We start from the raw sequence: 23,092 nt of genomic DNA, 5'->3' as shown, positions 1-23,092 counted from the left end.
TGGGCGCCTCCCCCACCGGGACGGGGAGGCAGCCTGCTGTGGCCACCATCGAGGACGTCACGAGCACCGGGGCGCAGGCGTCCCGACCCCGTACCCGGTTGCGGGGCGGGCTGGTCACCATCGGCGTCGTGGTCGCGTTGCTGGCCGCGATGGGGTTGACCGTGCTCGGGCTGGGCGCCGCCGACAACGCGGTGGCCAACTACGACGCGTCCTCGTGGTTGTGGAGCAACACGCGCAGCGAGATGTCCCGGGTCAACGGGCTGACCGCGCGGGTGGACACCCGGATGGAGGTGCCGGGGGCCCGCAGCCACCAGATGCAGGTGGCCCAGACGGACCGGCTGCTGATCCTGCGTGACCTGAACACCGGCCAGGTCAGCTCGCTGGACCTGGCCACCCTGCAGATCACGGCGAGCACCCCGACCACCCCCGGGCTGGGGGTGAGCGTGGCGCTGCACGAGGATTCCGCGTTCGTGGTCGACGCGGTGCAGGGCATCGTCCGGCAGCTCGACCCGCGGGCGCTGACCCCGGTGGGCGAGCCGGTCCGCTACCCGCCGGGCATCACCGGCGGGGCGTTCGACGGCGAGGGGCGGCTGTGGATCGCCGTCCCGGGCGAGGGCACCGTCTCGGCGGTCACCGCCGCCGAGCTGCCGGCCACGCCCGGGGCGGCGCCGCCGGCCGGTCTGAGCCCGAAGCAGGTCGAGACGTACGACGTCGCCGAGCCGAACCACGAGCTGGTGGTGTCCACCCTGGACGACGGCGTCGCGGTGCTGGACCGCACCTCCGCCTCGCTGGTGACCGTGCAGGGCGGCGGCCGGACGCAGCGGGCCGACCTGACGATGACCGCACCGGGCAGCCTGCCGCCGCGCACCAGCGGCCCGCAGGTGCCGGTCACCGTGGTCGGCGACCGGAAGGTGCACGTGGTCCGCGACGGTGGCGAGGTGCGGCAGTTCACCGTCCCCGGCGCGGGTGACCGGCTCACCCCGGCGGTGGCCTGGGCCGGCCGGTTCTACGTCGCCGACGAGAGCACCGGCAGCGTCTACTCGTTCGACGCGAACGGGCAGCTCGTGGACACCATCAAGGGCTCCGGCCGGCCCGGGCCGATGGAGCTGGAGGTCCGCGAGAACCACCTGTTCATCAACCCGCCGAACTCGTCCACCGCGCAGGTGGTGGACGACAAGAACCACGTCCGCGACGTCAACAAGTACGCCAACGACGTGCTCGGCGGGGACCCGCCGCCGGTTGCCGCGCCGCCGCCCCCGCCGAAGAAGCCGAAGGTGGGCAAGCCGGGTGCGCCGCGGGCCGTCACGGCGGCCGCCGGCGACGCGTCGGCGCGGGTGAGCTGGCAGGCGGCCGCCGCGAACGGCGCCGAGATCACCAAGTACGTGGTGGAGGGCGCCGGTCAGCGTCACGAGGTGGGCGCGAACCAGCGGGCCGTGGAGATCACCGGGCTGACCAACGGTGAGACGTACACGTTCGAGGTGCACGCGGTCAACGCCAAGGGCGACGGGCCGGCCCGCAAGAGCAACCCGGTCACCCCGACGGCGGAGGTGCCGGACCCGCCGGCCAGCGTGACCGCGGAGGCCCGCCCGGACGGCACGGTGCTGGTGAAGTGGCCCGCGGCCAACGGCCAGGGCAACACCGTCGCCAAGTACGCGGTCACCGCCACCTCGGCCGGCGCCAGCGCCCCGGCGGGCGAGTCCCGCAAGACCGAGCTGGTGATCCCGGCCGGCCAGTTGGAGTACGGCACCCAGTACGCCTTCACCGTGGTCTCGGTGACCGACAAGGGCGCCGGTTCGAAGGCCTCGCCGGTGAGCAACACGGTGGTGCCGTTCGCGGCCCCGGCCGCGCCGACCGAGTTGCGCGCGACCACCGTGGCCGACCAGCCGGGCACCATCTCGGTGCAGTGGGCGCCGTCGGCGGACAACGGCCGCCCGGTCACCAAGTACCTGGTGGACGTGGGCGGCAAGACCAGCGAGGTGGCCGACACCCGGACCACGGTCGGTGGTCTCGGCGACGGGCAGAACGTCACGGTGAAGGTGAAGGCGGTCAACGAGGCCGGCCCCGGCGCGGCGGCCAGCACCACCGCCCGGACGGTCGCCGTGCCGCGGGTCACCGTGACCGGCTCGTCGGCCGACGCCACCTCGGTGACGGTGTCGTTCACCGTGGACGCGGGCGGCGGCAAGGCGACCTGCTCGGCCGCCACCGGCGGGCAGACCGCCAGCGGGAGCTGCTCCAGCCTGCGGGTGACCGGCCTGACGCCGGGCACCGCGTACACGGTGACGATCACGGCGACCAACGCGGCCGGCAAGGGCACCGCGAAGCGGGACCAGGGCACCGACGCGCTCTACGGCATCGCGACCTGCAACAACGGGACCTCCGGCGACCAGCGCACCTACTGCAACGCCGAGGTGGCGGGCCGCAACGGCAACGAGATCTTCTCCGTGCCGCAGCAGCTCAACGGCAAGCAGGTCGGCTGGGCGTCACCCGGCACCCGGCTGAAGGCCTACTGCAAGAAGCAGGGCGACAACGTCGACGCCTGGATCTACAACAACAACAAGCAGAGCACCTGGTGGGTGCAGGTCGAGTACTCGGGACGCAACTACATCCCGTGGGCCTGGCTGAACCTGGAGGGCGGCGACAACATCAACCTCCTGCCCACCTGCTGACCGCGTCACCTCAAGGAGCACCCGCGCACGTGAACACCCACGAACCGCTCACCCAGCCGGAGGTGCAGGGCTTCGCCGCCCTGGCCGCCCGGCTGGCGGAGAACGTCAACGCGGTCGTGCTGGGCAAGCCGCAGGTGGTCCGGCTGGCGCTGACCGCGCTGTTCGCCCAGGGGCACGTCCTGCTCGAGGACGTGCCCGGGGTGGGCAAGACCACCCTGGCCCGGGCGATCGCTGCGACGGTCAAGGGCCAGTGGCGGCGCATCCAGTTCACCCCGGACCTGCTCCCGTCGGACGTGTCCGGGGTGACCATCTTCAACCAGGCCACCCGCGGCTTCGAGTTCCACCCGGGCCCGGTCTTCGCCAACATCGTCATCGCCGACGAGATCAACCGGGCGTCGCCGAAAACCCAGTCGGCGCTGCTGGAGGTGATGGAGGAGCGGACGGTCACCGTGGACGGCGTACGGCACCCGGTGCCGCAGCCGTTCCTGGTGGTGGCCACCCAGAACCCGGTGGAGATGGACGGCACCTACCGGCTGCCCGAGGCGCAGCTCGACCGGTTCCTGGTGAAGCTCTCCGTCGGCTACCCGGACGAGGTGGTGGAGGTGGAGGTGCTGCGCGGCGCCACGCTCCGCTCCCCCGACTCGCTCAACGCGATCACCGACACCGCCACGGTCGGCGAGATGGTCCGGATGGCCCGGCGGGTGCACATCGCCGAGCCGCTCTACACGTACGCGGTGCGGCTGGCCGCGGCCACCCGCAACCACCCGCAGGTCCGGGTCGGGGTCAGCCCCCGCGGCGTCATCGCGCTGACCCGGGCGGCGTGCGCGTACGCGCTGATCGACGGGCGGGGCTGGATCATGCCGGAGGACCTGAAGACCCTGACCGAGCCGGTCTTCGCGCACCGGCTGCTGCTCACCCCCGACGCCCAGGTGCGCGGGGTGACCGCCGCCGAGGTGCTGCGCCAGGCGGTCGCCTCGGTGCCGGTGCCGCTGCCGTCGGGCCAGCCCGCCCCGGTGCACGGCTGAGCCGTGGGGATCACCGCCCGCGGCGTCGGGCTGCTCGTCGCCGCCGTCGTGCTGCTCGGCGTCGGCTTCCGGTACGCGTACCCGGAGCTGACCGTGCTCGGCGCGGCCGCCGGCGTCGCGGTCGGGTACGCCGCGGTCACCGCCGCCTGGCGGCCGCGGCTGGCGGTCCACCGGGCCGCCGACCCGGACCGGGTGGCCCGCGGTGAACCGGCCGCCATGACCCTGACCGTCCGCAACACCGGGCGGCTGCGGGCGGCGAACCTGCTCGCCGAGGACCGCTGCGGCGGCCGCCTCGTCCCGGTCCCGCTGCTGCGGCTGCGGCCCGGCCGTGACACCGAGGTCCGCTACGACGTGCCGACCCGCCGCCGGGGCGTGGTGCCGGTCGGGCCGCTGCGGGTCACCCGACGCGACCCGCTGGGCCTGGTCGCGCTGGCCCGCTCCTACGGCGGCACGGTGCCGGTGTGGGTGCACCCGCGGATCCACCCGCTGACCGCGGTGCCGACCGGGGCCGGCCGCAGCCTGGACGGGCGGACCGACAGCGTCCCGCACGGCTCGATCACCTTCGACTCACTGCGGGAATACGTGGTCGGCGACGAGCTGCGCCGGGTGCACTGGCGCACCAGCGCCCGGGTGGGCGAGCTGATGGTGCGGGAAAACGTGGACACCAGCCTCCCCCGGATCGTGGTGATGCTGGACAACCGGGCGAGCGCCCATCCGGAGCGGGCGGACGGGGTCGCCGAGTCGTTCGAATCGGGGTGCGAGGCGGCCGCGTCGGTGGTGGCCGCGGCGGTCCGGGAGGACCTGCCGGTGAGCCTGCTGCTGGTCGCCCCCGCCGACGACGACCCCGCCGATAGTGGCGGGCCGCTGGACCGGCTCGCCGCGGTGGACCTGGCCGACCGGGCGGACGACCCGCTGCGGACCGCACTGAGCCGGCTGCGGCAGGAACGGCTCGGCGACACCCTCGTCTTCCTCACCGGGCCGGGCGGCCGCGGCGACCTGGGGCACGTGGGCGCGCTGCGCGCCGCGTACCCCTCAATCGTGGTGGGAGTGTTCGGCGCGGCCGGGCCGACACCGGCCGCCGCAGCGGGCCTGGTGGTGGTCGACGCCGCCGACGGCGCCGAGTTCGCCGCCGAGTGGGACGGGATCCGCCGGTGGTGACGGTACCCCCGACCCGGGCCGGCGCGGGGCGGGCCACCGCAACAGAGCCGGGCGCGCCGACCGCGAAACCGGGCAGCGCGTGGACCCGGCTGCTACGGCTGGTGCCGGTGCCGCTGGCGCTGATCACCATGATCGCCCTGGCCGGCGTGGTGCTGGGCCGGGTGTACGCCGGGCCGCTGCTGACCCGGCTGGTGCTCGGCGCGGCGGTCGGCTCGGTGCTGGTGAGCGTGGCCGCCCGGCGGCTGCCGTCGTGGCTGGTGGCGCCCGTGTCGGTGGCCGCCCTGGCCGGGTGGACGGCGCTGTCGCTGCGGCTGGCGGCCGGCCACGCGGGGCTGCCCGGCGGCCTGGCCGAGGTGAGCGCCGACGCCGCGCGCAACGCCATCCCTCGGCTGCTCACCGCGATGATCCCGGTGGAGCCGGCGCCGGACACCGTGCTGGTCCCGCTGGTCGCCGCCTGGTTGGCCGGGCTGGCCGCCACCGAGGTGGCGCTGCGCACCGGCCGGGTGCTGCTCGGCTACCTGCCGCCGGTGCTGCTCTACGCCGGCGCGCTCTACGTGGTCGGCCCGAACGCGGACCCGGCGATCGGGCCGACGGTGCTGTTCGCCGCGGTCGCCGCGGCCGGTCTGGCGGTGCCGTCCGGGCCCGGCGCCCCGGCCTCCGCCGACCCGGCGGCCGGCCTGGCCCCGGCGGTACGCGCGGCGGTGCGGCTGCGCCTGCTCGCCGCGAGCGCGGCCGGGGTGGCGGTGGTGGTCGCCCTGGCCGCCCTGCTCGCCCCGGTAGTGGCCGGCCAGGTGAACGAGCGCCCGGTCGACCCGCGCCGGTACGTCGAACCGCCGCAGGTGGAGTCGCTGGACGAGAACCCGCTGATCCGGATCTCCGGCTGGGCGCTGAACCCCGACCAGAAGCTGCTGGAGGTACACACCGAGCAGGCCACCGCGCAGCAGGGCGGCAACCGGATCCGGCTCGCGGTGCTCAGCGACTACGACGGGGTGACCTGGCGGGTCGGCGCCACCTACCGCAACGCGGGGCGGATCCTGCCCGCCACGACGCCCGCCCCGGACGCCACCACCGACACGGTCCGCCAGGAGATCACCGTGGCCGACCTGACCGGGCGGCTGCTGCCCGCCGTGCCCACGCCACGCGAGGTGACCGGCGCCCGGGTGGCGTACGACCCGGCGACCGGGACGCTGATCCGGCCGGAAGGGCTGACCCCGGGGCTGCGCTACACCGTCACCTCGGTGCGGGAGCGCCCCGACGTGAACCTGCTCGCCACGGCGAACGTACCGGCCGGCGACGCGGTGGCCCGGGTGCTGCGGGTGCCCGACGGGGCGCCGGAGCAGCTGCGCCGGCTGGCCACCCAGCTCGCCGAGGAGAACGGCGCCCCGTACGCCCGCGCCACGGCGATCCAGGACTTCCTCGCCGAGCACTACCGGGTGACCGCCGACGCGCCGAGCGGGCACGCGTACCCGAACCTGGCGTTCTTCCTGTTCGGACCGCGCAACGGCGGCGGGCAGCGGGGCACCTCCGAGCAGTTCGCGGCGGCGTTCGCGGTGCTCGGCCGGCTGGCCGGCCTGCCCACCCGGGTGGTGGTCGGCTTCACGCCCAAGGTCGACGGGCCGGTGCCCGCGGCGGACGCGCTCGCCTGGCCGGAGGTGCTCTTCGAGGGCGTCGGCTGGGTGCCGTTCGACCCGATGCCGCGCCCCGACGAGGAGCCGCGCCCGGTGGAGGAGGACTTCCGCCCACCGCCGGACGACCCGCCCCCGTCGCAGGTGCCGGAGCCGACGGTGGAACCCACCGCGACGCCCACGGCCGAGGCCGCACCCGGTCCGGCCGTCCGGCGTGGGCCGGGCACGCCGGTGCTGGTCGGCGGCGGCATCGCCGGCCTGGTGCTGCTGGTCGGGCTGGTGCTGCTCACGCTGGCCACCCTGCGCCGCAACCTGACCCGGGCGCGGCTGGAGCAGGGTGACCCCGGCCGGCGGATCGCCGGCGCCTGGCGGGAGCTGACCGACGCGCTGCGGCTGGCCGCCGCCCCGGTCGGCGACGACCTGGCGGCGGCCGAGGTGGCCGCCCGGGCCCGCCGCACCCTGGCCGAGGCCCGAGCCGCGGTGGACACCGACGGCATCCCGACCGAACCGCCCGACGCCGGGCTCGACGAGCTGGCCGGGCTGCTCAACCAGGTGGCGTTCGCGCCCGGCACGGCGACGCCCGCCCAGGCGGACCAGGCAACCACGCTGGCCGGCGACTACGTCTCCGCCCTCCGCGCGGCCCGCCCATGGTGGCGGCGGCTGCTGTGGACGGTGCATCCGGGTCCGCTGCGCTGGCGCCGCTGACGCCTTGCCCACCGGTCCTACCGTCGGGGCATGTCCGCACCACTCTGGGCGGTCCTCGCCACCCTCGCCACTGCTCTCCTGGTCACCGCCGGCTGGCGGTGGCGCGTACGAACCCGCAACCGGCGGGAGTTGACCCGGGAGGAGAAGCTCGCCGCGGCCCGCAAGGCGGCCCGGCAGCTGCACCGCTCCGGCCCGCGCCCGCACCGGGACACCTTCGAACGGGGCGCCGCGCCCGGTGACCGGTACTCAGGAGCGATCCTGGAAAACAGCGCCTACGGCGACGCCGCCGGCCACGGCGGCGGTTCCGACAGCGGCGGCGGGAGCGACGGCGGCTCCTACTGATCCGCCACGCGCAGCTTGCGGACCAGTTTGCGCAGGCCGGCCTGCCAACCGTCCGGGTCCTCGGCGCGACGGCGGGCGTACGTGGCGACCTCCGGATGCGGCAGGATCAGGAACCGCTCCTCGACCAGCCCGGCGATGGTCGCCTCGGCCACCTCGTCCGGGCTGAGCACCGCCCCGGACGCGGCGATCACCCGGGCACCCAGGTGCCCGGCGGCCAAGCCGTCGGCGAGCATCGGCGTGTCCACCCCCTGCGGGCACAGCGCGCTGACCCGGATGCCGGCATCCCGGTAGGTGATGGACAGCCACTCGGCGAAACCGACCGCCGCGTGCTTCGTGGCCGTGTACGGGGCGTCCCCGACCGCGGTCAGCACCCCCGCCGCCGAGCAGGTGAACAGCAGATAGCCCGAGCCGCGGCGGAGCATCGCCGGCAGCACCGCCCGGGCGGTGTGCACGTGGGCCATGACGTTGACCTGCCAGGCCCGCTCCCACTCCGCGTCGGGGGCATCCACTCCCCCGCCGGTGGCCACCCCGGCGTTGGCGCAGAACAGGTCGATCCGCCCGTACCGCCGCTCGGTCTCGTCGACCAAGGCGTGGACCTGCGCCGCGTCGGTGACGTCCAGCCCGATGCCGTGCGCGACCGGGCCGATCGCCGCGGCCACCGTGCGGGCCGCGTCGGCGTCGAGGTCGGCGAGGACGACCGCGGCGGCGCCCTCGGCGGCGAACCGGCGGCCGAGCGCCGCGCCGATACCACCCGCACCGCCGGTGATCACGGCCACCCGGTCGGTCAGGTTCATCTCTGCTCACCTCCACGCCGGGTGAAGACCGGGGTGATCACGTCATGCCCCATCGATTCGTCACCGGTCGATCGTGCCCGCTCGCCGTCGCCCTGAGCAAGATTCGAAAAGGCAATCCGGGCGATCCCGGCCGGAGCGCGGGGAGCGCATGTTAGGACTGCCAGGTGGCCTGGAACGAGGGCGGGATCCCCCGACCATGACGACCGGTGACGGCACCGGCGGGCAGGCCGATCGCCGAGCGCGCGAGGCCCCAGGGGTCGTGTCGACCCGGGCCACGTTCCTGGAGCTCTTCTTCGACCTGGTGTTCGTCTTCGCGCTCACCCGCATCACGGCTCGTTCCTTCCAGGACCTGGCCCTTGAGCCGGGCGGAACCACGGGGTTCTCACCGATCACCGGCGGCGGCAAGACCCTGCTGCTGCTATTGGCGCTGTACACGGTGTGGCAGGGCACCGCCTGGACCACCAGCCGGTACGACCCGTACCGGGGCGGATTGCAGCTCGTCGTAATCATCGCCCTGGTGGGCAGCATGGTCATGGGCGTGGCAATCCCCCGCGCATTCACCGCCGCCGGCCTGGCGTTCGCGGTCGCGTACGTGGTCACCCAGGTCTCCCGACCGCTGATCCTGCTGACCACCCTCGGCCGGCATCACAACCGAGGGCTCAAGCTGCGCATGCTGATCACGTACTGCGCGACCGCGGTGCTCTGGCTGGTCGGCGCGTTCCTGCCGACCAACCCGCGGATCGTGCTGTGGACGGTGGCGCTGGGCATCGAATACCTGGCCGGACGCACCGGCTGGCCGGTGCCCGGACTGGGACGGTCCACGGTGTCCCGGTGGGACATCGCCGGGGAGCACCTGGCCGAACGCTACCGACAGTTCTTCCTGGTCGCGCTCGGCGAAACGATCCTCGTCGCCGGGTTCGCCTACAGCGCCCGTCCGATCAGTCGCAACCCCACCCTCGCCTTCACCCTCGCGCTGCTCACCTCGATCCTGCTCTGGCGGATCTACTTCCAGCGCGCCGGCCAGATCCTCGGCGAGGCGGTCCTCAAAGCGAAACATCCCGCGACGATCGGCCGGTCCGCGGCCGACACCCACCTGGTCATGCTGATCGGGATCGCCGCCATCGCCATCGGCTACCAGCTGACCATCGAGCATCCCCTCCATCGGACCGAGGCGGCCTGGGTCGTGCTGATTATCCTCGGCCCGGCCGTCTTTCTGGCCGGCCGAGCCCGGTTCGAGTACGAGGTCTTCGCCCGGGTGTCGCCGTCCCGGTGGATCGCGATGCTCGTCCTGCTCGCCTCGGTGCCGCTGCTCCTGCGATACCCGCCACTGCTCGCCTCGGCCGTGGCCGCCGCCGTGCTGGCCGCGGTGGCGGTGGCCGACGCCCGCCGGGCGCGGGGCAAGCCGCCGGAGGCAGCCGCGCCGCCGTTCTGAACCACCACGGGAAGCGCGGCACCGCGGGACCACCCGCGCCGGCCGCCGGCACTACGATCCGCGAATGACCTTCTCGATCGTCGCGCGGTCCGCCGACGGCCGCCTGCACGGCGTCGCCGTGGCGAGCAAGTTCCTCGCCGCCGGTGCGCTGGTCCCGGCCGCCGAGGCCGAGGTGGGCGCCGTGGCCACCCAGGCGCACGTCAACCTGGCGTACCGGGGGCAGGGGCTGACGCTGCTGCGGACCGGCGTGGCCGCGGCGGACGTGGTGGCCGGCCTGGTCGCCGCCGACCCGGGCCGGGACGACCGGCAGGTCGGCGTGGTCGGGACGACCGGCGACGGGGCCACCTGGACCGGGCCGCGGTGCCACCCGTGGGCCGGCGGCCAGGCCGGGGACGGCTGGGCCGCGCAGGGCAACATCCTGGCCGGCCCGCAGGTCATCGACGCGACCCGGGACGCCTGGCTGGGCGGGGCCGAGCTGCCCTTCCCTCGGCGGCTGCTGGCGGCGCTGCACGCCGGTGACCGGGCGGGCGGTGACCGGCGCGGCCGGCAGAGCGCCGGCCTGCTGGTGGTGCAGCGGCGCGGCGGGTACGCCGGCACCGGCGACGAACTGGTGGACCTGCGGGTGGACGACCACCCCGACCCGGTCACCGAGCTGGGCCGCCTGCTCGACACGCACACCATGCTCTTCGGCAAGCCCGACCCGGCCACCCTGCGGGACCTCGCCGGCCCGCTGGCCGACGAGGTGGCCACGCTGCTGGCCGCCGCCGGCCACCCGGTCGGCCCGGCCGGCCTGGACGACGCGCTCGCCTCCTGGGCCGGGGTGGAGAACCTGGAGGAGCGCTTCGTCCCCGGCCGGATCGACCCGATCGTGCTGGATCACCTGCGCCGCACCGCCCCGGCCGACCGCTGACCCGTCAACCGCCGGGTGGTCTGCTCGGCTCGGCCGGGTCGGCGGCTGGCGGGAGGGCCCTGCGCCACCGCCAACGGACCGCAACGCGCGCACGGAGCCCCGGCCATCCTGGAGTCGTTGCACCCCCGCCGGAGGCGCGGCCCGTCAAGGGCCGCGCCTCGATGGATGTACAGAAAGTTCTCCCACATCGGCCGGCGACCGCCGTGTCGTGTCACGGGAGATGCTTGACAGTGGCGTCCCACCAGATGTTTGACAAGATCCGGAAATTGAGGGGCCAAGCGCCTGGATGAGGTCGACTACGCTCCTGGCATGTTGGCCGCGGTCTTCGCCGTCACGGTCCGCTACCGGCGGCCGATCCTCGCCATTGCGCTTGTCCTGGCCGTGGTCCTGGCCGTGGGCCGTCGGCTGTCAGACTGGCTGGACTTGATCCTGCTTATCGCGACCTTCCTCGCCGGTGTGCTGGCGTTTTCGCTGGCCGTGCTCGCCTACCGGCGACTACGTCCGGCGGCCTTACTGGTCAAGCCCGAGGCGCGGGCGTTCGCCACCGAACCGAGCGCGTCCCAGGTCTACCTGGCTGTGGGGTTCACTTTCTTGGCCTCGCAGTTCCTGGGCACTGGCCATCTGGACGGCGTGGGCCTGTTCAATGTGTTGCCGTTCCTGCTCCTCGTCGGCGCCGGTCTACATGTTAACGGCGGCTGGCGCGGCGTTTCGGTCGAGCTGCGACCGGACGGTGTCTGTCAACGCGACTTCGCCGGCTCCTTGATGGTGCCGTGGGAGGCGCTGGCAGCTGGCCGCCCTTCCCGACCCGCAGTCAACGCCGCCGCCCTGGCCCTTACCTACGCCCGTCCGGAGCTGGTACGCCGCCGCGGCATCCTCCCCCTGGGCCGGCGGCTGCGCGTCGACAACGTCCACCCGTGGTTCATCGCAGACACGATCCGGCACTACGTCGACCACCCACAGCACCGGGCCACGATCGGCGAACCAGCCGAATACCAACGGCTCTGGCATGCGTTGACGTCCCCACCCGCTGGCCCCGACCATGCCCACGCTTCCTAGGCCCACTGTCAAGCAGGTGCTGGGACGGATTCGTCAAGCATGTGGTGGGACTAATGGGCCTTCAGGCCTTCAGGCCTTCAGGCCGACGCGGCGCCGCTGCCGTGAGGCGGCGAGAGTCCGACAAGTGCCACCGTGGCTTGCGCTCGGCTAGCCACAGCCAGGGTGGCGAGATCAAATTTTCGTCGTCGGTCACCTGCGCTGACCGGACAGCCGGTGAGCTGTAGCCTTCAGAGCATCGTTCCGAGTCCGCTGGGCGGAGGTGTTCCGCGGAGGTGCTCGTTGGTTGACGACGAGTTGGCCGGCCTTCCGGTACATGAGAGCGACCCGCTGCGCCACGATCTGTCGATCGTGCGTGAATGGGCTGACGAGGCTGCAAGCACCCCGAGGATTGCCATCGACCGCCATAGATTCGATGCGGGTCAGGGGCATGTGCTAATCGTGGTCACGGTCGGAAGAGATGCCGAGGCAGCGCGGCAACAGCTAACTTCCCGGCTCGACCACCCGGACCGGCTCCGCGTTTGTGTCGCCCGACCGAGCGACGGTGATCTGCAACGGGCATTGCGGTGGGTCCTTGACGAACACATGAAGCACACCCACGGCTCTTATGTCACGAGCGTAGGCATCGATGAGCGGGCAGGCGTGGTACGCGCGACGCTGAATCGGACCGACCCGGAGTTGGCTGGCCGCCTCTCCGCCCACGAGTCCGGGCTCATCCGCGTTGCAGACACACCGATGGTTCCCGAGTTCCCTGAGAGCACGCAGCCACCGCAGACAGGTTGAGTGGCGGGCCTCCACCACGCAAGTGCCGGCAACCGCTTGACACGTTAGGCACGTGGGATATCTAGACAGGCCGGCGACCGCCGGCCGGCAGCCGGTGGCCCGCTTCACCGGCCGTAGACGCCGCCGCGTCCGGATGGCCGGCCGCTATTCGGCCTCGGATAGGTAGCCGACATGCGGTGATCCAGCCGCCGAGCGGACGTGGTACCCCCAGCGCCGCAACGCCTGCATGATCTTGGCAGCGCCGACGGGATTCGCCGAGTGGACGTACACCACGCCGATATCGAACGGGCGCTCCTCAAACGCGGCCCGCTCGAGCACCTCGACGACCGGCCAGATCGTGTCGTCCCCGCCGAGGTCGTGATCCAGCCACAGCTCGTCCAATCGCTGTCCATGATGTCGCTCCAGCGCCTCGACGCCGGCCCGGCTGGTGCACGCCACTTGTGCCACCCGGCCATCAACGAACGAGCGCAGGTCGTCAACCAGCACGATTCCCGGCAGGTTCTCGGTAACCACGTCACCATCCTTGGATCAGCACCCCGCCATCGCTACCGCTATTCGAGCCCGCATCTAGCGTCGAAACTTCGGCAGGTTGACGTGTCGGTGCCCGGTGCTACTCCGGCCCCGGGCCGCGCTGCGGGCCGCCCTCACCCACGCCCAGGCCGAAGACCTCATCACCAAGAACCCGGCCGCGCCGGTCACCCTCGCCACGGTCCGCCGCCGGGGCAAGTCGTGGTCGAGCGACGAGGCGCGCAAGTTCCTCGAATCGGCCTGCACCGACGAGGACCCGCTCTACGCCGCCTACGCCCTGGTCCTCGTCACCGGCCTACGCAAGGGCGAGGCCCTCGGCCTGACATGGGAGGACGTCGACCTCGACACCGGAGAGCTGGCCGTCGGCCGCCAACTGCAACGCGTGCGCGGGCAACTCCTGCACCGCGACACCAAGACCGCGACACCAAGACCCAGGCGTCCCCAGCCGATACCACGTGATGTGTGGCGTCATCCATCACGGGGCGACCTCAGGCGGCGGCTGAAGCGCACGCGACAACCGCGTGGCTTTTATCCAACGACCGCCAAGAAGTCCGAGTAGAACAGGCCCAGGCCGACCGCCACGCACACGCCGGCCACGATCCAAAACCGGACCACGATATTGACCTCGCTCCATCCGGCCAACTCGAAGTGGTGGTGCAACGGCACCATCCGGAAGACACGTCTACCGGTGGTCCGGAACGAGACGATCTGGATCACCCAGGTCGTCGTGATGATGACGAAGAGCCCGCCGATCATGATCGAAAGCAGCGTGGTGCGGGTTGCCACCGCGAGCCCGCCGATCAGGGCGCCGAGGCCGAGCGAGCCCACGTCACCCATGAAGATCCGCGCCGGGGACGTGTTCCACCACAGGAAGCCCACGCAGGCGCCGGCCGCTGCCGCCGCGATCATGGCGATCTCCAGGGGATCCCGGACCTGGTAGCAGTAGTCGTTCACGCGGGCGTACGTGTCGTCGGCGCACCAGTGCCGGTACTGCCAGAAGCCGATCAGCGCGTACGCGCCGAGCACCAGGATCGACGCGCCGGTGGCCAGGCCGTCGAGGCCGTCGGTGAGGTTCACGCCGTTCGACATCGCCGTGATCACGAAGACGATGACCATGACCGCGCCGACCTTGCCGACGTTGAGCCAGCTGATGTCGCGGATGAGCGAGATGTGCTCGCTGGCCACGGTCTGGCCGTTGGTGCTCGGCACGTAGAGCGCGGCGATGCCGAACCCGCCGCCGACGATCGCCTGGCCGAGCAGCTTGCCTTTGGCGGACAGTCCGTCGGAGTTGCGCCGGAGCACCTTGAGGAAGTCGTCGAAGAAGCCGACCGCGCCGCAGAAGACGAACAGCCCGAGCAGCACCAGGGCCGTCATGGTCGGCCCCTCCTGCGCGATCTGCCGCTCGGGCAGGGTGGTCAGGGCGATATGCCCGGCGACGTAGGCGAAGACGGTCGCCACGATGAAGACGACGCCGCCCATCGTGGGCGTGCCCTTCTTGCCCTGGTTGCTGGCGAGCCCGATGGATCGGATCGGCTGGCCGGCCTTGAGCGCGGTGAAGACGCGAATCGCCACCGGCGTGCCGAACAGGGAGATGATGAACGCGACCGCGGCCGCGACGATGACCGCCCTCACGGGCGAACCTCCACGAGATCCGGATTTCTCACGGCGTCCCCACCGAGCTTCCAGATCGGCGCATGGCGTATCGACCTGGGCTGGCCGTGCAGATAGTCCTTAGCGAAGTCATCGATCACGAGACGCGATCTTGCCATCCGACGGCGAGCGGAGCAGCCCTGGACCTCACCGCGCCGCGGCTCGTAACTCGCCGACACGAATCCGACGACGATCTTGCAGCGCCGGCCCGAGGTTCAACTTTGACGGCTCGTACGGACGCTGGCGGGCCGGGCGGTGGTCCGGGCGGCGGTCAGCCGCCGAAGGAGAGCCAGCGGAACCCGGACCGGTCGACCAGGGTCCGCTCGCGGTCGGTCAGCGGCACCCGGCCGGTGGCCTTGCGGACCAGGGTCAGCGGATCCCAGCCGAGCCCGTCCGGCACCGGCCGGCCGCCGGTGAGCAGGTCGGCCACCACCTGCGCCGCCGTCGGGGTCAGCCAGGGCCGCCGGTCGAGCGCGTCGGCCAGGTCCAGGCCGTGCACCCCGACCTCCACCACCCGGGTACGCAGGAACTCGGTGAGCGTCATCGCGTCGCCGTGCCGGGTGCGCACCAGCCGCCCGGGCGGCTGCGCGGCGACCGCCGCGTCGGCGGCCCGCCAGGCCCGCGCGAAGCCGTCCGCCACCTCGGGTACGCCGGGCAGCTCGCGCGCCTCCCGCCGGGCGCTGTCGATCCGGGCGCTGTCCACCTCCGGGGTGAACTTGGCGGCCCCGAAGTAGCCGGCGGCGTCCACCTCCGCCCGCTCGGGCGCCGGGGCGGCGAGCATGTCGACGAGGCGTCCCGCGCCGGTGCGCACGTGCGCCAGCAGGTCGCGGACCGACCAGGGCGGGCAGGGCGTGGGCCGGTCCAGGTCGGCCTCGTCGAGGCTGCGCAGCACCTGCTCCAGCCGGCCGCACTCGTCCCGGAACGCCTCGCGCACGAAGTCCATCCCCGCCCTCCCCGTCGGCTGCCTCGCCTGCCTGAACAGCGTGCCACCCGCCGTTTCGTCGCCCACCGGCCGGGTACGCGCGGCGGGACGAGGAGAGGAGGCGCGGAAAGATGGCCGGCATCATGCTGCGGAGCACCGCCTTCAACGACCACGACCTGCTACCGGCACGCTTCTCGCAGGAGGGCGGGAACGTCTCGCCGCCGCTGGAGTGGTCCCAGGTCCCCGACGCGGCCTGCGAGCTCGTCCTGTTCGTGGAGGACCCGGACGCCGGGAAGACTCCGTTCCTGCACTGGCTGGTGACCGGGATCTCGCCCCGGTCAGAGGGGGTCGCCGAGGGCGGCGTGCCGCTGGGCGGCCAGGAGTGGCCCAACGGCTTCGGCAACACCGGGTGGGGCGGCCCGCACCCACCCCAGCACGCGGACCCGCACCGGTACTTCTTCCGGCTCTACGCCCTGGAGCGACCGCTGGATCTGCCGGAGGCACCCCAGGTCACCGACGTGCAGCGGGCGCTGACCGACAAGGAGATCGCCAGCGGCACCATGGTCGGCACCTACTACCGCTGACTCAGCCTTTGACCCGGGGCACCAGGCGGTGCACCACCGCCAGGACCAGCGCGGCCACCACGGCGATCGTCCCGGCGATGCCGGCCGCGCTGCCCGCGTACCCGACGAAGAGGGGCCGGCGGGTGAGCTCGTCGGCGGGGACGTCGCCGAGGCGGACCAGCCAGGCCAGGGCAAGCGCGGACGCGACGAGCGCGAGCGCGCCGCCCAGGCCGAGCACGGCGGCGGCCACGGGGTGCGCGTCGGCTGGGGAGATCATCGCCCGTTCCCGCTGGAAGAACAGGAGCACCAGGCCGGCGACCGCCGCCCAGGCTCCCACCAGGAGGAACGCGGCGACTGCGTCGCTGGGCCGGTGCCAGCCGGCGGACAGGGTGGCCACTCCGGCGGCGGCCGCGTAGCCGGCGCCGAGGAACGCGCCCGGCACCCGCGCCTTCGGCGGCAGCACCAGGATCAGCGCGACGGCCACCGATGCGGCCACCGCCGTGTGGCCGCTGGGCAGGCTGTTGCCGACGGCCGCGCGCGCCGGGTCGATGCCGAAGTCGGGGCGGGCCAGGTAGTGCTTGAGTAGTTGGGTGCTGACGTTGGCGCCGGCGATCAGCAGGGTGGCGGTGACGGCGAGGGTCTTGCGGCCGCGGATCAGCGCGATGAAGCCGATCACCGCGGTCGCCGCCAGCAGGGACACCACCGACATGGCGTTGAGGATCCGGTTGACCGGTTCGTCGATGCGGCTCTGGCCGATCCGGTTGCCGGTCAACGCGACCGTGTCGATCCACTGGCCGAGCGAGGTGTGCACGGCGAAGCGCCACACCAGCAGGAACGCGGCGGCCTGTGCCAGGGCCAGTACGACCAACCAGACCGCGGTCCCGCCTCTCGCCGTCTTGCGCACCCGCACAACTTAACGGCCGGCGGCCTCCAGCGCTCGTTGGGCGGCCGTCGCGCCTCTGGTTAGGTTGAGGAGGCGATCAGAGGGGGTGGCGGGTGACCAGCACGCCGGAGCGGGAGCAGCCGACCCGGGAGCGGCCGGAGTCCCTGGCGGACCTGCTCGGTGGCCGGCGGGGAGCGGTCGACGCGACCCTGCCCCCGGTGGCGTTCGCGGTGGGCTGGCTGGCCGCCGGGCTGTGGGGTGGCGTGCTGGCCGCGCTGGTGGCCGGCGCGGCGGTGGCCGGCTGGCGGTTGCGGCGGGGGGACCGTCCGCGGTCGGTCCTGGTCGGGCTGCTCGCGGTCTGCGTGGCCGCGCTGATCGCCCTGCGGACCGGGCGGGCCAGCGACTTCTTCCTGGTGCAGCTGGTGTCCAACGCGGCCAGCGCGCTGGCCTGGATGGTCAGCATCGTGGTGCGCTGGCCGCTGCTCGGCGTGGTGGTCGGCGCGGCGCTCGGGCAGCGTGCCCGCTGGCGCCGCGATCCGGCGCTGCTGCGGGCGTACGGCCGGGCCAGCTGGGTGTGGGCGGCGACCTATCTGCTGCGGCTGGCGGTCTTCGTGCCGCTCTGGCTCGGCGGCCAGGTGGTCGCGCTGGTGGTGGCCCGGGTGGCGCTGACCTGGCCGCTGATCGCGGCGGTGCTGGCGGTGAGCTGGGTGGTGATCCGGCGGTCACTGCCGCCCGGACATCCGGGGCTGCGGCACCCGGTCACGGCGTCCGATGAGGACGGCGGGCGTGAACATTAGAAGAGAGGCCGCCACGGGGGGAGCGGCCTCTCCGGTGAAGTACGTTACTCCGTCCACGGCCGTCGTGTGATCCCGTGACGGCCGGATTTTCCCGGGTGTTTTCGCGGCAACTTCGTCTTTGGGCGCGGACGGTGAGCCGGTCCGTCCGCTGCGTCGCACCGGACGGCCGGCCCACCCGGGCTGACCGTGTTCAGGCCGTCCGCCGACCGGGCGACGCCGTACGTTGTGCGGGCCGACGTGACCTCCTTGCCGCAGTAGGCCACGGTGCTCGACCAGGCCGGCGCGCACCGCGACCCGGTGACGCCTGACAGACCCTGGATCCGCGCACCCTGACCTAAGCCAAGCGGCACCCCCGGCCGGTCAGACGTTCACGTGGAAGTGCACCGCGAAGTAGCCGGTGTTCGCCGTGGAGTTGGACGCCTCCACGCCGACCCACCCGTGGAACGTCCCAGTGTCGCCAATCACCTGGAGCTGCGGCTTGCGATGCGAACCACCGGTGTAGCAGGTGCTCGACGTCAGGCAGGTGCACCAGTGCTCGTAGAAGTTCCGCCGGCCCGCTCCCGCGAGGTAGTAGCGGATCGGGGAGGAGGTCGCGCCGTTCGGGCAGGACGAACAGGTGGCGGTCGGGGGGCTGAGCCAGCTCATGCAGTTCCCGTTGCATCGGGCGAACGACCGGAGGTCCATCCCGCTGGGGCCGGCGGCACCGGTGCTTCCGCTGTAGCCGGCGTACCGGCCGGTGTACTGGGCCAGCGGGATGTTGCTGACCGGCGTGTACGCGTCGTTCGAGGCGGAACTGCCGAAGCCCCAGCCGACGGTGACCCCGTAGTTGGAGCTGATGAAGTCGAGCCGGGCCAGGTCGCTGGCGGGCTGGCTGACCGCCCAGGTTTCCTGGACGTCTCCGCTCCAGGTGATGGTGATGCTGTCACCGGAGTTGGTGTACGTGCCGCTCAGGGACTTCACGACGCCACCGGGCTGGAACCCCGCGGCCGTCCGCACCTCGCAGTCGTGGCCGGCGCAGCCGGTCGTCCGGACGCCCGTACCGGCGGCCCCGACGGCGGTGGCCCGGTTCCAGTACCAGAAGCTCTCGGTCACCGTGCCGTTGCCGAAGAAATAGTAGGTCGCCAGCCGGACCCAGACCGGACCGGTGGCGGGCGCGCCGGCGGCGGGGATGGCCCCGAGCGCGACGCTGTAAATGCGCCGCCCACCGGGGTAGTCCACCGCCTGCGCGGGCGCCGGCAGGACGACCGCTCCCATCGTCAGCGCCAGCAGCGCGGCGGCGAGATACCGCCAGGTGATCCTTCGTCGACGACCCATACGTCACTTCCCCTCATGACCGACCGGTTGGCATATCGTATCTGACCGATATAGACCGGATGGTCCCGCAGCGCGGGACGCCCAGGGAAGCCCCGGCCGGCCTCCTTCGCTGTCCGCCTCGCCGCTGGCCCGCTCCCGACCGGCACCCCGCCCATCCATCTCCGGCCGCCCGACCGGCCGGGCCGCGCGCCCCGACGTGGTCCGCCCTCGGGACGCGGCCGGTCGCGCCTGACCTATGCTGGGAGCGCTCCCGTCCGCTGCCGGCCCGTCATCCCGAGGAGAAACGCATGTCGCTACTCACCCGACGGCGCCTGCTCCGGCACGCCGCCCACTCCGCGACCGCCGCCGGCGCGGTCCGCACCGGGCTCCCGGGACCGCCGCGGCCGGGACCGCCGCGTCCGCCGCCGCCGTCGCCGGCTGCGACGACACCCCCGACACCACCCCGGAGGCGGACCCCACGCCCGGGTCGCTGCGCTTCCCGCCCGACTTCGGCTGGGGCGCGGCCACCTCGGCCTACCAGATCGAGGGCGCCGCCAAGGAGGACGGCCGGGGCGCGTCGATCTGGGACACCTTCAGCCACACCCCGGGACGGATCCGCAACGGCGACACCGGCGACGTCGCCGCCGATCACTACCACCGCTACGCCCAGGACCTGGACCTCATGCGCGACCTCGGGCTGCGCAGCTACCGCTTCTCCATCTCCTGGTCACGCATCCAGGCCGACGGCTCCGGCCGACCCAACCAGCGCGGCCTCGACTTCTACCGCCGCCTCGTGGACGGCCTGCACGAACGCGGCATCGCCCCGATGGCCACCCTGTTCCACTGGGACCTCCCGCAGGCCCTGCAGGACACCGGCGGCTGGGAGAACCGCGACACCGCCGAACGGTTCGCCGCGTACGCGGACATCGTCTTCCGCGCCCTCGGCGACCGCGTGCCAGCCTGGCTGACCATCAACGAGCCGAAGACCGTCGTGCAGAACGGCTACCTGACGGGGCACCACGCCCCCGGCCGGCAGGACCCGCAGGCCGCGTACCTGGTCGCCCACCACCTCCAGCTCGCCCACGGCCTCGCCGTACGCGCGCTGCGCGCCGCCGGCGTCGACGGGCGGATCGGCCCGGCGCTCAACCTGCACCCCTGCTACCCGGCCGACGACACCGCCGAGGCGGCGGCCGCGACCCGGCTCTACGACGGCTACGAGAACCGCCTCTACCTGGACTCGGTACTCAAGGGAGCCTACCCGCAGGACGTGCTGGCCGACCTGGGCGCGGACAGCCGGATGGTGCGGGGCATCCGCGACGGCGACCTCGCGGTGATCGCCAGCCCGGTGGACCTGCTCGCGGTGCAGTACTACACGCCCATCTACGTCACCGGCCAGGGCACCACGGTGCGGAGGTGGCCGACCTCCGAGGCGGAGTGGCAGCAGCTCTACCCGCAGGGGATGTACGACATCCTCACCCGGGTCACCCGCGACTACGGGCCGATCCCGCTCACCGTCACCGAGAACGGCCTGCCCTGCCCGGACACCCTCGCACCCGACGGCACGGTCGACGACGACGGCCGGATCGACTTCCTCCGCCATCACCTCGCCGCCGCCCACCGGGCGATCCGCGACGGCGTGCCGCTGGAGAGCTACCACGTCTGGTCGCTGCTGGACAACTTCGAGTGGGCCGAGGGATACGACCAGCGCTGGGGACTGGTCTACGTGGACTACCCGACGCAACGCCGGGTGCTCAAGCGCAGCGCCCACTGGTACCGCACGGTGATCCACGACAACGGCCTCTAGAAGCGAGCCAACACCTCGTATCAGCGCCGTGACGGACGGATGATGGCTGCTGTGAGCCACGTGCACTCCGTACCGGTGCGGGTCGATCCCGAGCCGTGCGAAACATTCGCCAGCCTCCCGCATCCGCGACTACGCCCGTATGTCGTGGGTTACGCGGGCTTCCGTTCCGGTTCCGGGGCAGCCGTCCGGCACCGCGTCCTGCCGATGAACCTCACCACGATGATCGTCGACTTCGCCGGGCCGAGCAGGGTAATCACCGGACCCCGCAGTGGCCCCGTCGTCCACGAGCAGACCGCGTGGGGAGACGGCGTCTCCATCGGCTTGACGCCGGCCGGGACCACCGCCCTCCTCGGCGTACCCATGCGGGAGATAGCCGGCGGCACCTTCCAACTGGCGGATCTCCTCGGCCACCGGGAGGCGGAGTTGGCCGAGCGGCTGGGAGAGGCACCGGACCGGCCGACGTGGTTCGCAGTGCTGGACAAATACTTGACCGCTCGACTCGCCGCCGACCGGCAGCCGGACCGGCTGACGATGCACGCCTGGTGGCGACTCCAACGATCCGCGAATCGGCTCCGGATCAGCACGTTGGCCGACGAGCTCGGCGTCAGCCGACGCAACCTTGAACTCCGGTTCCAGCGGCAGATCGGCCTGTCGCCCGGCACCGTCGCCAGGATCGCCCGCTTTCAGCGCGCCGTACACCTGCTCACCCGGTCCGCTGGCCTGCCGCGGACGGCGGTCGACTGCGGGTACGCCGACCAGCCGCACTTCAACCGGGAGATCCGCGCCATGTCCGGCCTGACGCCCACCGAGCTCTGCGCATTCTTTCAATACCGCGAGCGCGTCCCCGGATAGCGTCCCCGGCATGAGGCTCACCGGTAAGACAGCACTCGTGACCGGCGGTTCGCGGGGGATCGGCCGGGCGATCGTGCAGCGACTCGCCCACGAAGGCGCAACGGTCGTGTTCACGTACAAGGAGAACAAGACGGCGGCCGATGACCTCGTCAGCCAACTCGCCGGCACGATCGCCGTCCGCGCCGAACAGGAAGAACTCACCAGCATCTCGGCGATGTTCCAACCGGTTCGCGACGGCCTGGACATCCTCGTCAACAACGCCGCCATCAACCCACGAATGCTGATCGCCGACCTGACCGAGGACGAGCTCGACCGGGTCTTGACGGTCAACACCAAATTCCCCGTGCTGGCCATGCGCGAGGCGGCGCCGCTGCTGCGCGACAACGGCCGCATCATCAACATATCCACCCTCAACACGGTGGTGCCGGCACCCGGCCACTCCCTCTACTGCGCCAGCAAGGCCGCGCTCGAACAGTTCACCGCGGTCGCCGCCCGAGAGTTCGGCGGCCGTGGCATCACGGTCAACACAATCTCGCCCGGCGCGACCGAGACCGACCTGCTGCGCGCCGCCAACCCCCCGGAGGCCCTGGCCCAAACCGTCGCCCTCACCGCGTTGCAACGGCTCGGCCAGCCCGACGACATCGCGGCCGTGGTCGCCTTCCTCGCCGGCCCCGACGCGCAGTGGATCACTGGTCAGAACATCCGCGCAACGGGCGGCCTGCTCCTGTGAGCTTTACGCCGACGCGAAGCCCTGCGCATCGGGGGCCAACGCCCCCGTCACGTACCGCGACGCCCGATCGGCGGCAGATCCGGACGTGCTTGTACCCGGCGATCCGGGCGGCCCGGCTCACGCCGACGGAGGCGCTCGCCACGCCCTGACCGGCGAGGGCTCTGCCCCGCGGTCGTGCCGCGGGGCAGGGCCGGCCGGATCGGTCAACCGCCGTGCGCTCGGCGATCGGTCAGAAGCATGCGGTCTCGTTGATGAACGGGATGATTCCCCGGGCTGGGTACCGGGCGAACTTGCCGTAGATGCCGTTCATGTAGGTGAGATCGCCCTGGCCCCATACCTGGACCTTGTACATCCGCTGCGGGTTCATCCGGTACTGGAAGCTGATGCCGCCGCCGGCGGCCGGGCCGGTCTCATAGGCCAATGTGTCGTGCGCAACCACATAGCCCTCGGTGCAGTCGATGATGAGATACCAGAAGATGCCGGAGAGCAGCGTCTTGCCGTTGTTGGTGTGCCAGTCCCCGTTCAGCCGGAGGTAGTCGCCGTCCCGGGTGCCCCGCACCGAGGCGGTGACGTCGTA

At 72.7% G+C, this 23,092-nt stretch carries 21 protein-coding genes and 1 pseudogene; 15 read left to right on the top strand and 7 right to left on the bottom strand.

Annotation, left to right across the window (positions count from 1 at the left end):
• Positions 1–38: 38 nt before the first annotated feature.
• The 5 genes from ACY34I_RS33270 to ACY34I_RS33250 are packed head-to-tail and all read left to right on the top strand — an operon-like array spanning position 39 to position 7,521.
• A complete protein-coding gene (locus ACY34I_RS33270) occupies positions 39–2,666 on the top strand; it encodes a fibronectin type III domain-containing protein (RefSeq protein WP_462759141.1) in 2,628 nt (875 codons plus the stop codon).
• Between the two features lie 29 nt (positions 2,667–2,695).
• A complete protein-coding gene (locus tag ACY34I_RS33265) occupies positions 2,696–3,691 on the top strand; it encodes an AAA family ATPase (RefSeq protein ID WP_462759140.1) in 996 nt (331 codons plus the stop codon).
• A gap of 3 nt (positions 3,692–3,694) precedes the next feature.
• A complete protein-coding gene (locus ACY34I_RS33260; protein ID WP_462759139.1) occupies positions 3,695–4,849 on the top strand; it encodes a DUF58 domain-containing protein in 1,155 nt (384 codons plus the stop codon).
• Positions 4,843–7,179: a transglutaminase TgpA family protein gene (locus ACY34I_RS33255; protein ID WP_462759138.1), complete on the top strand. Its 2,337-nt coding sequence runs from the start codon at positions 4,843–4,845 to the stop codon at positions 7,177–7,179. The genes ACY34I_RS33260 and ACY34I_RS33255 overlap by 7 nt, the downstream gene beginning before the upstream one ends.
• A 30-nt stretch (positions 7,180–7,209) precedes the next feature.
• A complete protein-coding gene (locus tag ACY34I_RS33250; protein WP_462759137.1) occupies positions 7,210–7,521 on the top strand; it encodes a hypothetical protein in 312 nt (103 codons plus the stop codon).
• On the opposite strand, the gene ACY34I_RS33245 is transcribed toward ACY34I_RS33250, so the two are convergent.
• The gene (locus ACY34I_RS33245) at positions 7,515–8,315 is read right to left on the bottom strand and encodes an SDR family oxidoreductase (protein ID WP_462759136.1); all 801 of its coding nucleotides are present in this window, start codon (positions 8,313–8,315) and stop codon (positions 7,515–7,517) included. The two genes, ACY34I_RS33250 and ACY34I_RS33245, sit on opposite strands and share 7 nt — an antisense overlap.
• Positions 8,316–8,511: 196 nt before the next feature.
• Between ACY34I_RS33245 and ACY34I_RS33240 the strand changes: the two genes are divergently transcribed.
• The 4 genes from ACY34I_RS33240 to ACY34I_RS33225 all read left to right on the top strand — a co-directional run bounded on the left by ACY34I_RS33240 (position 8,512) and on the right by ACY34I_RS33225 (position 12,493).
• Complete coding sequence (locus ACY34I_RS33240; protein ID WP_462759135.1) at positions 8,512–9,747, top strand: low temperature requirement protein A; 1,236 nt, start codon at positions 8,512–8,514, stop codon at positions 9,745–9,747.
• Positions 9,748–9,811: 64 nt separating this feature from the next.
• Positions 9,812–10,657, top strand: a complete 846-nt coding sequence (locus ACY34I_RS33235) for a DUF1028 domain-containing protein (protein WP_462759134.1) — start codon at positions 9,812–9,814, stop codon at positions 10,655–10,657.
• A gap of 309 nt (positions 10,658–10,966) precedes the next feature.
• On the top strand, positions 10,967–11,713 hold the full coding sequence (locus tag ACY34I_RS33230; RefSeq protein WP_462759133.1) for a hypothetical protein: 747 nt from the start codon (positions 10,967–10,969) through the stop codon (positions 11,711–11,713).
• Positions 11,714–11,992: 279 nt separating this feature from the next.
• Positions 11,993–12,493 (top strand): hypothetical protein, encoded by a 501-nt coding sequence (locus ACY34I_RS33225; protein ID WP_462759132.1) that lies wholly within the window; start codon positions 11,993–11,995, stop codon positions 12,491–12,493.
• Between the two features lie 144 nt (positions 12,494–12,637).
• Here the strand turns inward: ACY34I_RS33225 and ACY34I_RS33220 are convergent, their stop codons facing one another.
• Complete coding sequence (locus tag ACY34I_RS33220; protein ID WP_462759131.1) at positions 12,638–13,006, bottom strand: cyclic-phosphate processing receiver domain-containing protein; 369 nt, start codon at positions 13,004–13,006, stop codon at positions 12,638–12,640.
• 109 nt (positions 13,007–13,115) lie between these two features.
• Between ACY34I_RS33220 and ACY34I_RS33215 the strand changes: the two are divergent.
• Positions 13,116–13,443, top strand: a pseudogene (locus tag ACY34I_RS33215) (tyrosine-type recombinase/integrase); the annotation flags it as partial.
• Positions 13,444–13,549: 106 nt separating this feature from the next.
• On the opposite strand, the gene mraY reads toward ACY34I_RS33215, so the two are convergent.
• Positions 13,550–14,653, bottom strand: coding sequence for a phospho-N-acetylmuramoyl-pentapeptide-transferase (gene mraY / locus ACY34I_RS33210; RefSeq protein ID WP_109947387.1), 1,104 nt, complete (start codon positions 14,651–14,653; stop codon positions 13,550–13,552).
• 289 nt (positions 14,654–14,942) lie between these two features.
• On the bottom strand, positions 14,943–15,614 hold the full coding sequence (locus tag ACY34I_RS33205) for a maleylpyruvate isomerase N-terminal domain-containing protein (RefSeq protein WP_462759130.1): 672 nt from the start codon (positions 15,612–15,614) through the stop codon (positions 14,943–14,945).
• 110 nt (positions 15,615–15,724) lie between these two features.
• On the opposite strand from ACY34I_RS33205, the gene ACY34I_RS33200 reads away from it, so the two are divergent.
• On the top strand, positions 15,725–16,177 hold the full coding sequence (locus ACY34I_RS33200) for a YbhB/YbcL family Raf kinase inhibitor-like protein (protein WP_462759129.1): 453 nt from the start codon (positions 15,725–15,727) through the stop codon (positions 16,175–16,177).
• Between the two features lies 1 nt (position 16,178).
• Here ACY34I_RS33200 and ACY34I_RS33195 read toward each other — a convergent pair whose 3' ends face one another.
• Positions 16,179–17,066, bottom strand: a complete 888-nt coding sequence (locus ACY34I_RS33195; RefSeq protein ID WP_462759128.1) for a phosphatase PAP2 family protein — start codon at positions 17,064–17,066, stop codon at positions 16,179–16,181.
• An 86-nt stretch (positions 17,067–17,152) separates the two neighbouring features.
• Between ACY34I_RS33195 and ACY34I_RS33190 the strand changes: the two genes are divergently transcribed.
• Positions 17,153–17,836: a DUF3159 domain-containing protein gene (locus ACY34I_RS33190; RefSeq protein ID WP_462759127.1), complete on the top strand. Its 684-nt coding sequence runs from the start codon at positions 17,153–17,155 to the stop codon at positions 17,834–17,836.
• A gap of 360 nt (positions 17,837–18,196) precedes the next feature.
• Here ACY34I_RS33190 and ACY34I_RS33185 read toward each other — a convergent pair whose 3' ends face one another.
• Positions 18,197–19,150: a hypothetical protein gene (locus tag ACY34I_RS33185; protein WP_462759126.1), complete on the bottom strand. Its 954-nt coding sequence runs from the start codon at positions 19,148–19,150 to the stop codon at positions 18,197–18,199.
• Between the two features lie 235 nt (positions 19,151–19,385).
• Here ACY34I_RS33185 and ACY34I_RS33180 point away from each other — a divergent pair, with 235 nt between their 5' ends.
• Genes ACY34I_RS33180 through ACY34I_RS33170 form a run of 3 tightly spaced genes read left to right on the top strand, consistent with a single transcriptional unit; the run spans position 19,386 to position 22,515 of the window.
• Positions 19,386–20,933 (top strand): GH1 family beta-glucosidase, encoded by a 1,548-nt coding sequence (locus ACY34I_RS33180; protein ID WP_462759125.1) that lies wholly within the window; start codon positions 19,386–19,388, stop codon positions 20,931–20,933.
• A gap of 39 nt (positions 20,934–20,972) precedes the next feature.
• Positions 20,973–21,785, top strand: coding sequence for an AraC family transcriptional regulator (locus ACY34I_RS33175; RefSeq protein ID WP_462759124.1), 813 nt, complete (start codon positions 20,973–20,975; stop codon positions 21,783–21,785).
• 10 nt (positions 21,786–21,795) lie between these two features.
• Complete coding sequence (locus ACY34I_RS33170; RefSeq protein ID WP_462759123.1) at positions 21,796–22,515, top strand: SDR family oxidoreductase; 720 nt, start codon at positions 21,796–21,798, stop codon at positions 22,513–22,515.
• A gap of 229 nt (positions 22,516–22,744) precedes the next feature.
• On the opposite strand, the gene ACY34I_RS33165 is transcribed toward ACY34I_RS33170, so the two are convergent.
• A partial coding sequence (locus ACY34I_RS33165; protein WP_462759122.1) for a hypothetical protein occupies positions 22,745–23,092 on the bottom strand: 348 nt, incomplete at its 5' end.

It is taken from the genome of Micromonospora sp. RTBAU3-60, assembly GCF_054963695.1.
Note: the sequence above shows the minus strand (reverse complement) of the source record. Positions and strands in the feature narration are given on the sequence as shown.